The sequence below is a fragment of the Pseudomonas sp. WS 5412 genome, from assembly GCF_012985615.1.
GTDB lineage: Bacteria > Pseudomonadota > Gammaproteobacteria > Pseudomonadales > Pseudomonadaceae > Aquipseudomonas > Aquipseudomonas shahriarae.
Window position 1 is genome coordinate 1 of sequence record NZ_JAARMB010000043.1, and the last position, 11,666, is coordinate 11,666.

12 protein-coding genes are annotated in these 11,666 nt (G+C 62.4%); 6 read left to right on the forward strand and 6 right to left on the reverse strand.

The genetic code is table 11. The annotated features are described in order from the left end of the window. Positions 1–347: 347 nt before the first annotated feature. Entirely contained in the window at positions 348–1,403 is a 1,056-nt protein-coding gene (locus tag HBR94_RS28040) for a permease (RefSeq protein WP_057439453.1), read from the reverse strand. 52 nt (positions 1,404–1,455) lie between these two features. Beyond that, positions 1,456–2,157: a hypothetical protein gene (locus HBR94_RS28045; RefSeq protein WP_057439452.1), complete on the reverse strand. Its 702-nt coding sequence runs from the start codon at positions 2,155–2,157 to the stop codon at positions 1,456–1,458. 255 nt (positions 2,158–2,412) lie between these two features. Between HBR94_RS28045 and HBR94_RS28050 the strand changes: the two genes are divergently transcribed. The 4 genes from HBR94_RS28050 (at position 2,413) to HBR94_RS28065 (ending at position 6,355) form a co-directional block, all read left to right on the forward strand. Then, complete coding sequence (locus HBR94_RS28050; protein ID WP_057439451.1) at positions 2,413–3,111, forward strand: glutathione S-transferase N-terminal domain-containing protein; 699 nt, start codon at positions 2,413–2,415, stop codon at positions 3,109–3,111. A 3-nt stretch (positions 3,112–3,114) separates the two neighbouring features. Beyond that, positions 3,115–3,957, forward strand: a complete 843-nt coding sequence (locus HBR94_RS28055; RefSeq protein WP_170045888.1) for a PhzF family phenazine biosynthesis protein — start codon at positions 3,115–3,117, stop codon at positions 3,955–3,957. 212 nt (positions 3,958–4,169) lie between these two features. Continuing rightward, on the forward strand, positions 4,170–5,144 hold the full coding sequence (gene hemB / locus HBR94_RS28060) for a porphobilinogen synthase (RefSeq protein WP_057959111.1): 975 nt from the start codon (positions 4,170–4,172) through the stop codon (positions 5,142–5,144). Positions 5,145–5,269: 125 nt separating this feature from the next. Next, positions 5,270–6,355 carry a DUF1615 domain-containing protein gene (locus HBR94_RS28065; protein ID WP_115128543.1) on the forward strand — a complete coding sequence of 362 codons (1,086 nt, stop codon included), beginning with the start codon at positions 5,270–5,272 and terminating at the stop codon, positions 6,353–6,355. Between the two features lie 2 nt (positions 6,356–6,357). Here the strand turns inward: HBR94_RS28065 and HBR94_RS28070 are convergent, their stop codons facing one another. Further along, positions 6,358–7,137: a DUF4349 domain-containing protein gene (locus HBR94_RS28070; protein WP_057439448.1), complete on the reverse strand. Its 780-nt coding sequence runs from the start codon at positions 7,135–7,137 to the stop codon at positions 6,358–6,360. A gap of 169 nt (positions 7,138–7,306) precedes the next feature. On the opposite strand from HBR94_RS28070, the gene HBR94_RS28075 reads away from it, so the two are divergent. Next, positions 7,307–7,723, forward strand: a complete 417-nt coding sequence (locus tag HBR94_RS28075; RefSeq protein ID WP_057439447.1) for a PaaI family thioesterase — start codon at positions 7,307–7,309, stop codon at positions 7,721–7,723. Positions 7,724–7,903: 180 nt separating this feature from the next. Here the strand turns inward: HBR94_RS28075 and HBR94_RS28080 are convergent, their stop codons facing one another. The 3 genes from HBR94_RS28080 to HBR94_RS28090 are packed head-to-tail and all read right to left on the reverse strand — an operon-like array spanning position 7,904 to position 10,489. Beyond that, positions 7,904–9,085, reverse strand: coding sequence for an acetyl-CoA C-acetyltransferase (locus tag HBR94_RS28080; protein ID WP_170045889.1), 1,182 nt, complete (start codon positions 9,083–9,085; stop codon positions 7,904–7,906). Positions 9,086–9,096: 11 nt separating this feature from the next. Further along, positions 9,097–9,756, reverse strand: a complete 660-nt coding sequence (locus HBR94_RS28085) for a CoA transferase subunit B (RefSeq protein WP_057439446.1) — start codon at positions 9,754–9,756, stop codon at positions 9,097–9,099. A 34-nt stretch (positions 9,757–9,790) separates the two neighbouring features. Next, positions 9,791–10,489: a CoA transferase subunit A gene (locus tag HBR94_RS28090; protein WP_010211319.1), complete on the reverse strand. Its 699-nt coding sequence runs from the start codon at positions 10,487–10,489 to the stop codon at positions 9,791–9,793. 132 nt (positions 10,490–10,621) lie between these two features. Between HBR94_RS28090 and HBR94_RS28095 the strand changes: the two genes are divergently transcribed. Further along, on the forward strand, positions 10,622–11,524 hold the full coding sequence (locus HBR94_RS28095; protein ID WP_057439445.1) for a LysR family transcriptional regulator: 903 nt from the start codon (positions 10,622–10,624) through the stop codon (positions 11,522–11,524). The last annotated feature ends 142 nt before the right edge of the window (positions 11,525–11,666 follow it).

Consider the following 11,666-nt stretch of genomic DNA (forward strand, 5'->3'; position numbering starts at 1 on the left):
TTGATCTTAGGCGCCCCGTTAAACCACGATGGCCGCAGGCAGGTATTGCGCAGTGGGCACCCCGGCATGGATGCCGGGGTAGCCGCGACACGGCCATGGATGGCCGATCGCGGCGGGCCCACGGAGCAATGCCTGACTGCGGGCATGCCGAGCCTAGGCGAGGCACCGAGTGGTGGGGCAAAAGCGCTTTGGTTACTTTCGCGCTCTTCGAAAGTGACCCGCCGTAAGGGCGGAACCAATAGCCGCCGTGACCGCAGCAACGGATATGTACACAAACCCAACAAGCACTAGATAAAAGAGTTGTGTAGATACCTATGCTGCGATGAGGCCCTGGCAGTCAACCCTTCCTACAGGACGACCACCGCCACCAACCCGCACACCACACCCATCAGCATGGTCAGCCCGGCCACCGTCACCAGCACCCGCGTATCGAAATCCTTGCGCAGCATCAACAGCGACGGCAGGCTCACGCTCGGCAGGGTCATCAGCAGTGCCACCGCTGGCCCGGTGCCCAGCCCCAGGGCCATCATGGTCTGCACAATCGGGATTTCTGCGGCGGTGGGGATCACAAACAGCGTGCCGACTATCGCCAGGGGCACCAGCCACAGCAGGCTGTCGGCCATCGCCCCGTCCACGTGTGGGAACAGCCACACCCGCGCCGCGCCCAGTAGCAAAACCGCCAGGATGTAGATCGGGATGGTGCTCCAGAACAACTGCCACAGGGTGCGCAGCCAGCGGCTGAGGAACGGCTGGGTCTCGGTGCCGCTGACGTCGGCCACGGCCTCCAGTGCTACCTGGGGCACCTGCTCGGGGCGGGCGATGCGTTGGGCGATCAGCGCGACACCGATCACCAGCACGACACCGGCCACCAGGCGCAGGGCGGCAAAGTCCCAGCCCAGCACAAACCCCATGAACACCAGGGTCGCGGGGTTGAGCACCGGGTTGGCCATCCAGAACGCCAATGCTGCACCCACCGACACTTGTTGACGACGCATGCCGGCGGCCACCGGCGCGGCGCAGCAACTGCACATCATGCCCGGCAAGGCGAACAGCCCGCCACGCACCGTGGAGCCCAGCCCGGCGCGGCCGAACAGGCGCAACAGCCAGTCCCGTGGAATCAGCACCTGCAATAACGAACCGAGAATCACCGCCAGCACGGCGGCTTTCCAGATCGCCAGGAAATACACCTGGGCATAGGCCAGGGCGGCCGCCAATGGCGAGCCCTGCTGGTCATTGAGAATCGAGTTGCCGATGCTGTGGCTGTCGGCCGCGACAAAGGCCTTGAAGTAGTAGGGCGACCACTTCACGTAATACAGGCCGACGCAGGCCACCAACAGGAACAGCGCCGGTTTCCACCAGAAGGACCAGCCGCGAGCAGGGCTGGCAGAGGTGAGGTTAGACATGGTCAAGATCCGCAGATAAGTCGATAGCGACGCATCATACGCGGTCCCGGTGTCAGGTGTCGGCGGCTACGTGCGTTGCATCCGGGCAAGTCTGCAAGCCGTTATCCAGGCCTTGCTTGTAGTTGCGGCTGAGCAGGCTGGCCTTGCCGTTCTGCCAGGTCAGGGTCAACACGTACAGGGTGTCGAAATCGCCGCCGGACCAGTCTTCGGTGATGGTGTACTTCTCACCGACCGCTTCACTGGCCACCTTGTTGATCAATTCCGGCAGGTAGCCATGGGACCAGGCCGTGTAGATGGTGGAGTTGTGGTACTTGTCCTCCATCAATTCGTCAGCCAGGTCGCTGGTATCGTTGGCCGAAAACTCGATGTTCACCGGCAGCCCGAGTTTGATCGCGCTGGGGCTGATGGTCATCAATGGCCGAATGTAGCTGTAGGAATTGTCGAACTCGCCTTCCTCGACATTGCGCGTCGGGTTGGCCGCGAACACAAAGTCGGCAGCGCCGAATTTTTCCGGCAATACCGTGGCCAGGTTCATTGCGCGGTTGAGGCCCTGGCAATTGAGTTGGCCCAGGCCGCCCACAGGCTTTTCACCATGACGCAGGAACACCAGGGTTTGCACGCCGTTCTTCGGCTCGGCGCTGCTTTCGCGGGCTTCGAAAGCCAGCATCAAGGCACCGCCGACGAACACCGTTGGCACCAGGAAATAAGCATATTTTTTGAAACGTTTGCCAAGGCACAAAGGCTTGATTTTCATTAGTGGTCGAGTCTTCGGTGCGTCGGATCAAGGCTGGAAGGCCCAGCCACAGCGATGCTCCAAGCAACGTGCGGTTTTCCGTGACAGTTATGGCGGTATGCCTCCATTCAACCGTTCAAGCGCTTCTAAGAGTGCGCCAGGGCGTTTTGGTTCGCTTGGTGCAAGAGATTAACCAGCGCATGTTGCGAATTGAAGACCGATGCAGGCGCGCCGCCGGATGGCTATCATGGGTTTTTCTCACCTTGAGGTATATCGATGATTTCAGCTGCAGCGTTTCCGATTATTACCAAATGGCCAGCCGAGCATCCTGAACGCCTGCAGCTGTACTCGTTGCCGACGCCCAATGGGGTCAAAGTCTCGATCATGCTCGAAGAGGTGGGCCTGGCCTATGAGGCGCATAAGGTCAGCTTCGATACCCAGGACCAACTCTCGCCCGAGTTTCTGTCCCTGAACCCCAACAACAAGATCCCGGCGATCATCGACCCCAACGGTCCCGGCGGTGAGCCGCTGGCGTTGTTCGAGTCGGGGGCGATCCTGATTTACCTGGCAGAGAAAACCGCGCAACTACTGCCCCAGGCACCCGCCGCGCGCTACGAAACCCTGCAATGGCTGATGTTCCAGATGGCCGGGATCGGGCCGATGTTCGGCCAGGTCGGTTTCTTCAATAAGTTCGCCGGCAAGGCCTACGAAGACAAGCGCCCCCGCGACCGCTATGCCGCTGAAGCCCGACGCCTGCTGGAGGTGCTGGAAAAACGCCTGCTGGGCCGCAGCTGGATCATGGGGGATGAGTACAGCATCGCCGATATCGCCACCTTTCCCTGGATCCGCAACCTGATTGGCTTCTATGAATCGGGCGATCTGGTGGGCATCACCGACTTCCCCAATGTACTGCGCGCGCTGGATGGCTTTGTCGCCCGGCCGGCGGTGATCCGTGGCCTGAACATTCCGAGCTGACCCATGCCGACTTTTGATTTCAAGCAACTGGACGTGTTCAGCAGCGTGGCGCTCAAGGGCAACCCGCTGGCCGTGGTGCTGGGCGCCGATAGCCTCAGTGACCAGCAGATGGCTGACTTCGCCAAGTGGACCAACCTCAGCGAAACCACGTTCCTGCTGCAACCGCGCGACCCGCGTGCGGATTACCGGGTGCGGATTTTCACCACCGTGCAGGAGCTGCCGTTCGCCGGCCACCCAACCCTGGGCAGTTGCCGGGCGTGGCTGCAGGCCGGTGGTGTGCCCCGGGGCGACGAGATCATCCAGGAATGCGAGATCGGCCTGGTGCGCATCCGTCGCCAGGGCGAGGAGCTGGCGTTTATCGCGCCACCCTTGCTGCGTTCAGGGCCGTTGGATGCCGAGTTGCTGGAGCGTGTGCGCCTGGCGCTCAACCTTGAGCCCGAAGCGATTGTGCGCAGCCAGTGGGTCGATAATGGCGCCGGTTGGCTGGCGCTGATGTTGACGAACCGGCAGACGGTGCTGGAGTTGCAGCCGGACTATTCAAAACTGCTCGGGCTGGCGGTGGGCGTGGTTGCTCCGTGCGACCCGACGCGCGACGAGGTGGATGCGCAGTTTGAAGTGCGCGCGTTTATTGCCGGTGACGGCGCCCCCGAAGACCCGGCCACCGGCAGCCTTAACGCGGGTGTCGCACAATGGCTGCTCGGTGCGGGCCTGGCCCCCAGCGAATACGTGGTCAGCCAGGGCACGGCCATCGGCCGCGCCGGGCGTATTCGCGTGCAGCAGCAGGGCGATGAGATCTGGATCGGCGGCGCCGTCTCGCTGTGTATCGAAGGGCGCCTGAGCCTGTAACGCCGTAACGCACCTGTGGGGAAGGGGGCAGCTCGGTCTCTACAGGTCACTCGTTGCTGCTCCTGCTTGTTTAGCCTAGACCGCATTGTTACGTGAATGGCAAAACACCGTTATGGCCGCCGTATTTGTGCTCTCGGTCAATCCGGGCATAAGCTTTCGCCCTTAAGCTAGCGGCCTTGCCACGTGCCCTGGCCTTTTTTGTAGGAAACCCCATGTCCAGTCAGTTCCCCGAAGCCCGTTCCCGCCGCCTGCGCCGTTCCCCTGAGCTGCGCAGCCTGTTCCAGGAAACCGAGTTCACCCTCAATGATCTGGTATTGCCGATTTTCGTCGAAGAAGAAATCGATGACTTCGTGCCGATCACCAGCATGCCCGGCGTGATGCGCATCCCCGAATCGAAACTGGCCAGTGAAATCGAGCGCTTTGCCCGTGCCGGGATCAAGTCGGTGATGACGTTCGGCGTGTCCCATCACCTGGACGCCAGCGGCAGCGATACCTGGAACGAGCGCGGGCTGGTGTCGCGCATGTCGGCGATCTGCAAGGACGCGGTGCCGGAAATGATCGTGATGTCCGACACCTGCTTCTGCGAATACACCGACCACGGCCATTGCGGCGTGATGCACGGCAATGAAGTGGACAACGACCGCACCCTGGCCAACCTGGGCAAGCAAGCGGTGGCGGCAGCCCGTGCCGGTGCCGATGTGATCGCGCCGTCGGCCGCGATGGACGGCCAGGTCCAGGCCATTCGCCGGGCGCTGGATGCGGCCGGGTTCAGCCATATCCCGATCATGGCGTACTCGACTAAATTCGCTTCGGCCCTGTATGGCCCGTTCCGCGAGGCGGGTGGCAGCGCGCTGAAGGGCGACCGCAAAAGCTACCAGATGAACCCGATGAACCGCCGCGAAGCCGTGCGCGAATCCTTGCTCGATGAGCAGGAAGGGGCCGACTCGCTGATGGTCAAGCCGGCCGGTGCTTACCTGGACATCATCCGCGACATCCGCGAAGCCTCGCGTTTGCCGGTGGCGGCGTACCAGGTCAGTGGCGAATACGCGATGATCAAGTTCGGCGCCCAGGCCGGCGCCATCGACGAAGCGCGGGTGGTGCGCGAAACCCTGGGTTCGATCAAGCGCGCCGGTGCGGATCTGATCTTTACCTACTTTGCGATGGACCTGGCGCTCGCCGGTATCTGATCCCAGCGCATGTACTGTGGGAGCCGGCTTGAGGGCGCCATCGCGGGCCAGCCCGCTCCTGCAGGGGGTGGGCGTGGGTTTGTGAGATAGTGGGCACTTTCAGCGACTCACAGGACACCCCCCGCATGCTTTCATCCCGGCTGACTCTCGGCCTGGCCGCCTTATTGGTGCTGGCCGGCTGTTCGACCCAACGCAGCCAGCAACTCCCCGAACGCAGTGAGGCCGAGGTCAAGGCGCAGATTGTGCGACTAATGCCGGCCAGGGTGCCGGATCGTGCCGGTTGGGCCCAGGATATCTACACGGCGCTCGACAGCCAGAAGATCTACCCCAGCACCGAAAATATCTGTGCGGTGCTGGCGGTCACCGAGCAAGAGTCCACCTATCAGGTCGACCCGCCGGTGCCGAACATGGGCAAGATCGCCCAGGATGAAATCCTCAAGCGTGCAGCCAAGGTGCATGTGCCGGCCGTGCTGGTGCGCACCGCGTTGCAACTGCGCTCGCCTACGGGTAAGTCCTACGCCGACCGCCTGAGCGCTGCGCGTACCGAGAAGGACCTGAGTGGGATCTTTGACGATTTTATCGGCACAGTGCCGTTGGGCCGCACCTTGTTTGGCAGTTTCAACCCAGTGCATACCGCAGGCCCGATGCAGGTGAGCATTGCCTTCGCCGAGCAGCAGGCGCGCAATTATCCCTACACCGTAGATGGGAGCATTCGCCGCGAAGTGTTCACCCGGCGTGGCGGCATGTACTTCGGCATTGCCCATTTGCTGGGTTACCCGGTGAGCTACGAGCAGCCGCTGTACCGCTTTGCCGACTTCAACGCCGGTTGGTACGCCAGCCGCAATGCCGCGTTCCAGGCCGCGGTCAGCCGTGCTTCCGGGACCCGCCTGGCGCTGGATGGCGATTTGATCCGCTATGGCTCGATCATGCCCGGCACCACGGAGTTGGCGGTGCGCTCACTGGGCAAGAAGCTGGACATGCGCAACCCGAGCATTCGCAGCCAGTTGGAGCAGGGTGATCGCCTGGATTTTGAACAGACCACCCTGTACCAGCGAGTGTTTGCCCTGGCCGAGAAAGCCGAAGGCAAGCCGCTGCCACGGGCGATCCTGCCGGGGATTGTGCTCAAGAGCCCGAAGATCACCCGTAACCTCACCACGGCCTGGTTCGCCAAGCGCGTGGATGAGCGTTACCAGCGCTGCATGAAGCGCTGAGGTCAGGGGCGGCGCTTGACCAGCTTGCGCCACAACCAGACCCACAGCCACAACACCGGGAAGGCGAGGATCACGAACGGCAGCACGTAGCTGGAGCGTTCCAGGGCATCGGCGGTGCCGTCGACCAGGTTGTCGCCGAGGTTGCCGAACATCCGCGCAAAACGTGATTGCTGATGCTCGCCGTCGGATGGACTGAAGTTCAAGGTCACGCGGTTGGTGTCCAGGCGCCGCTGCTGGCCGGCGGCGATCTGCGCCAGTTCCTGCAGCTCGTTTTCGATGGAGGCCTGTTCCTTGGTCAGGGTGATCAGGTCGCCCACGGTGATGTCCTTGCGCGCCGCCAGTTCATCCAGGCGTTTTTGCTGGGCCTGCAAACGTTCCTGGCGACGGCGCACATCGGCCACCGCGTCGGCCAGGTCTTCGGCGCTGGTGATGCGCTGGCCCAGTTGCCCACCCTCGGCCACCATCTTCACCAAGGGTTCGACCCCGCTGGGGGCGATGCGCAACACGATCGTGCCGCCGTCGCTATTCTCTTCGATACGTAGGATGTTGCAGGCGCCGAACTGTGCCGACTCGCAGGCTTGGCGGGTGGCCTGCATGCGCGGCGCGAGCAGGGCCAGCGGCATCGCCAGGCTCAACTCGTGTTCATAGGCCAGCAGCGCGCCGGCCCGGCCCTGTTCGCCATTGATCGGCGTCGACTCGGAATACTCCTTGGGCGAACAGCCGCCGAGCAGCAGGGCGGCCAATAACATCAATGCAGTAGATCTGCCTTCCAGGTGGCGCATTACGGTTCCTTCAAGTGTGCGGGATAAAGTGCGCGGCGATTAAAGCCGGTTTGCCCGGCGAACGCAAAGCGGGCGTAGGCTTATCGTCACTGATTTACCCGGTTGATCATGCTGGCTGCATCCACCGGAGCAGGTTAAACCTCAGGCCCGGTCATAAGGAAGATCCACCATGACTCACGTCCCTGAAGGCTTTATTCCCTTGCCCCGCAGCAGCCCGCTCCTGGATTTGCTGGGGCCGGTGTATTGCCGTGGCGAGGGCCTGCACCTGCAACTGGGCCTGCGCGCCGACAACCGCCATGCCAACGGGCGTGGCACGGTGCATGGCGGCGTACTGGCGACCCTGGCGGATGTCGGCATGGGGTACGCCATGGCGTTTTCCAGCGACCCGCCGTTGCCGTTGATTACCGCGAGCATGACCCTCGATTATCTGGGGGCGGTGCAGGTGGGGGAGTGGATCGAGGTGCAGCTGGAGCACCACAAGCGCGGACGGCAGATGGCGTTTGCCACGGTCAGCTTACAGGTGGGGGAAAAGGTGGTGGTGCGGGCCACTGCGGTATTTGCCGTGCCGCAATCCAATGGACGCTAGATATCTAATGTAGGAGCTGGCTTGCCTGCGATAGCGGTGTATCAGTCAATGCTGCCGGTGACTGCCCCTCCGCTATCGCAGGCAAGCCAGCTCCTACATTGGAGGGGGTTCGCAAAACAAATAGGCAAAAAAAGGCCCGACTTTTCGTGGAGCCGGGCCTCTTTCATGTTGCTCGTTGAATCAGTCGCGCTCAAGGGCCAGTGCCACGCCCTGGCCGCCACCGATGCACAAGGTCGCCAGGCCTTTCTTGGCGTCGCGCTTGAGCATTTCATGCAGCAGGGTCACCAGCACACGGCAGCCTGAGGCGCCAATCGGGTGGCCAATGGCAATCGCGCCGCCATTGACGTTGACCTTGGCCGCGTCCCACTCCAGTTCCTTGCCCACTGCCAGCGCCTGTGCGGCGAAGGCTTCGTTGGCTTCGATCAGGTCCAGGTCGGCCAACTGCCAGCCGGCCTTGTCCAGGCAACGACGGGTCGCGGACACCGGGCCAATGCCCATGATCGCCGGATCGACACCCGCATTCGCGTAGCTGGCGATACGCGCCAGCACCGGCAGGCCGAGGGCCTTGGCTTTATCGGCACTCATCAGCAACACGGCGGCGGCGCCGTCGTTGAGGCTCGACGCGTTGCCGGCGGTGACGCTGCCGTCTTTCTTGAAGGCCGGTTTGAGTTTGCCCAGGGATTCGGCGGTAGTGCCGGCGCGGGGCTGCTCGTCCACCGCAAAGGCAATCGGGTCGCCCTTGCGCTGGGGAATCAGGATCGGGGTGATTTCATCGGCAAAGCGCCCGGCTTCAATCGCCGCGGCCGCTTTTTGCTGGGAGGCAGCGGCGAAGACGTCCTGGGCTTCACGGCTGATGCCGTACTTGTCCACCAGGTTCTCGGCGGTGATGCCCATGTGGTAGTCGTTGAACGCGTCCCACAGGCCGTCGGTGATCATGCTGTCGACCATCTTCGCGTGCCCCATGCGCAGGCCGGTGCGGGCGGCGGGCAGCACGTACGGGGCCAGGCTCATGTTCTCCATGCCGCCGGCGATAATCACCTCGGCGTCACCGCAACGGATGGCCTGTGCGCCCAGGTGCAGGGCCTTGAGGCCCGAGCCGCAGACCTTGTTCAAGGTCAGGCTGGGCACTGCATGTGGCAGGCCGGCGAGAATCGACGCCTGGCGTGCCGGGTTCTGGCCCGAACCTGCGGTCAGGACCTGGCCGAGGATCACTTCGTCCACTTGCGCAGGGTCCAGGCCGGTCTGCTCCAGCAGGCGGCGGATCACGGCGGCGCCCAGTTCCGGTGCCGGGATGCCGGCCAGGGCTCCTTGAAAGCTGCCCACGGCGGTGCGGGTGGCAGCAACAATCACGACGTCTTGCATGGAATCTGTCCTCACTGGAAGTGCATTTCTGGAACGTGGTCCGGGACGATCAGTTTACCGGCGGTCTTGCTCACAATCTCTTCAACGCTGACGCCAGGTGCGCGTTCCTTGAGGACAAAAGCGCCATTTTCGATTTCCAGGTACGCCAGGTCCGTCAGCACGCGCTTGATGCAGTGGGCCCCGGTCAGCGGCAGGCTGCACTGGCTGAGCAGCTTGGACTCACCGTCCTTGGAGGCGTGGGTCATGATCACGATGATGTTTTCTGCGCCGGCCACCAGGTCCATGGCACCGCCCATGCCCTTGACCAGCTTGCCGGGGATCATCCACGAGGCGATGTTGCCGTGTACGTCCACTTCAAAGGCGCCGAGCACCGTGAGGTCTACGTGGCCGCCGCGAATCATTGCGAAGGACTCGGCCGAGGAGAAGATCGAGGCGCCGATACGCGCGGTGACGGTCTGCTTGCCGGCGTTGATCATGTCGGCATCAATGGTGTCTTCGGTAGGAAACGGTCCCATGCCCAGCAGGCCGTTTTCCGATTGCAGCATCACTTCCATGCCTTCGGGAATGTAGTTGGCCACCAGGGTCGGGATGCCGATGCCAAGGTTGACGTAGAAGCCGTCCTGCATTTCGCGGGCGACGCGTTGAGCCATTTGTTCGCGGGTAAGAGCCATGGTGCTGTTCCTCTTATTGTTCGGGCTGGGCAGATTATTTGCGGACGGTGCGCTGTTCGATGCGCTTCTCGAAGGTGCCGCAGATGATCCGGTCGACGTAGATGCCAGGGGTGTGGATCTGCGCCGGGTCCAGCTCGCCCGGTTCGACGATTTCCTCGACTTCGACCACGGTGATCTTGCCGGCGGTGGCGGCCAGCGGGTTGAAGTTCTGGGCGGTGTGGCGGTAGATGACGTTGCCGAAATGGTCGGCTTTCCAGCCTTTGACGATGGCGAAGTCGCCGGTGATGGATTCTTCCATCAGGTACGGGCGACCATTGAACTCGCGGGTTTCCTTACCTTCGGCGACGGGCGTGCCAACACCGGTGGCGGTAAAGAACGCCGGAATGCCCGCGCCGCCTGCACGCATTTTTTCGGCCAGGGTGCCCTGGGGCGTCAGCACGACTTCGATTTCACCGCTGAGCAGTTGCTTCTCGAACAGGGCGTTTTCACCGACATAGGAGGCGATGACCTTGCTGATCTGTTTTTCTTCGAGCAATACACCCAGGCCGAAGCCATCGACGCCGCAGTTGTTGGAGACCACCGTGAGGTCGCGGGTGCCTTTGCGCTTGATTTCGGCGATGAGGTTTTCCGGGATGCCGCACAGGCCAAAGCCCCCGGAGAGTACGGTCATGCCGTCTTCCAGGCCTGCCAGCGCTTCTTCATAGGACGCCACGCGTTTATCGAAACCTGCCATATGCACCTCTTTTATTGTTTGTGGTCCAGCCAGTGACTCGAGTGTTGCGCTGACAGATTGATTTGTTAAGTTGTTTTTTAAGGTTGATTGATTTAAAAAACAGCACAATCGCCAAGCCGTTGGAGCAGCGTCATGACAGTTAAACAGATGCGGGCCTTTCTTGCCGTGGCCCAGAGCCTGAGTTTTGCCGCCGCCTGTGAGCGCCTGCATTTGTCCCAGTCGGCCCTGAGCCTGACCATCAAGGGCCTGGAGGAGGGCCTGGGCGGGCGGCTGTTCAGCCGTAATACGCGCAACGTCGCGCTGACCCCTGAAGGCGAATCCCTGTTGCCCCTGGCTCGCCGGTTGATTGCCGACTGGGACAATGCCGAGGATGAACTGCGCCAGCGTTTTACCCTGCAGCGCGGGCGCGTGACGGTGGCGGCGATGCCATCGTTTGCCGGCAACCTGCTGCCGCCGATCCTGAAGGTGTTCCGTGCGCGGTTTCCCCAGGTCAATGTCACGGTGCACGATTTGATCAATGAGCAGGTCCTGGAAATGGTCCGTGATCGCCAGGTAGAGCTGGGGGTGGCGTTTGAGCCGTCACCGGGGTCGTCGCTGGCCTTCACCCCGCTGTATCTGGACCGCTTTGTCGCGGTGGTGCCCGGCGACTCGCCGCTGGCGGACATGACCGCGATCGACTGGAAAACCCTGCTGGCGCAACCGTTCATTACCTTGCAGCGGCCTTCCACGGTCCGGGTGATGCTCGAGGAGCACCTCGGCGCGTTACAGATGAAACTGCCGGTGGCGTTGGAAAGCCATCAATTGGCAACCGTGGGCAAGATGGTTGCCAGCGGCCTGGGCGTCAGCGCCGTGCCTGCATTGTGCGCACAGCAGATGGAAGAGGCGGGGGCCCGTTGCATCACCTTGTGTGACCCGGTGATCGAGCGGCCGATTGGGGTGCTGACCAAGCCGGGGCATGAGCTGTCGGCGGCGGCGCAGGCACTGTTTGATATCTTCCGCGACGAAGCGGGGAAGGGGCGATTCCCGGGGATTTAAGTCGACACAAACAAATGTGGGAGATTCTATGGTTTTGGGGAAGCCCCCAAAACCGCTTTTGACTGGTATTCGCTCAGGTTTTTCATGAGCGAAAAGGCGATGCGCGCCAGCTTGCGGCCAATGATGACCAGGGCTTGAGTCG

What these genes read in the sequence shown, in the direction of transcription:
- HBR94_RS28090 (WP_010211319.1), bottom strand. Translation starts at nt 10,489, where the DNA reads ATGGCAGGTTTCGATAAACGCGTGGCGTCCTATGAAGAAGCGCTGGCA.
- HBR94_RS28095 (WP_057439445.1), top strand. Translation starts at nt 10,622, where the DNA reads ATGACAGTTAAACAGATGCGGGCCTTTCTTGCCGTGGCCCAGAGCCTG.
- HBR94_RS28045 (WP_057439452.1), bottom strand. Translation starts at nt 2,157, where the DNA reads ATGAAAATCAAGCCTTTGTGCCTTGGCAAACGTTTCAAAAAATATGCT.
- HBR94_RS28080 (WP_170045889.1), bottom strand. Translation starts at nt 9,085, where the DNA reads ATGCAAGACGTCGTGATTGTTGCTGCCACCCGCACCGCCGTGGGCAGC.
- hemB (WP_057959111.1), top strand. Translation starts at nt 4,170, where the DNA reads ATGTCCAGTCAGTTCCCCGAAGCCCGTTCCCGCCGCCTGCGCCGTTCC.
- HBR94_RS28070 (WP_057439448.1), bottom strand. Translation starts at nt 7,137, where the DNA reads ATGCGCCACCTGGAAGGCAGATCTACTGCATTGATGTTATTGGCCGCC.
- HBR94_RS28040 (WP_057439453.1), bottom strand. Translation starts at nt 1,403, where the DNA reads ATGTCTAACCTCACCTCTGCCAGCCCTGCTCGCGGCTGGTCCTTCTGG.
- HBR94_RS28065 (WP_115128543.1), top strand. Translation starts at nt 5,270, where the DNA reads ATGCTTTCATCCCGGCTGACTCTCGGCCTGGCCGCCTTATTGGTGCTG.
- HBR94_RS28085 (WP_057439446.1), bottom strand. Translation starts at nt 9,756, where the DNA reads ATGGCTCTTACCCGCGAACAAATGGCTCAACGCGTCGCCCGCGAAATG.
- HBR94_RS28050 (WP_057439451.1), top strand. Translation starts at nt 2,413, where the DNA reads ATGATTTCAGCTGCAGCGTTTCCGATTATTACCAAATGGCCAGCCGAG.
- HBR94_RS28055 (WP_170045888.1), top strand. Translation starts at nt 3,115, where the DNA reads ATGCCGACTTTTGATTTCAAGCAACTGGACGTGTTCAGCAGCGTGGCG.
- HBR94_RS28075 (WP_057439447.1), top strand. Translation starts at nt 7,307, where the DNA reads ATGACTCACGTCCCTGAAGGCTTTATTCCCTTGCCCCGCAGCAGCCCG.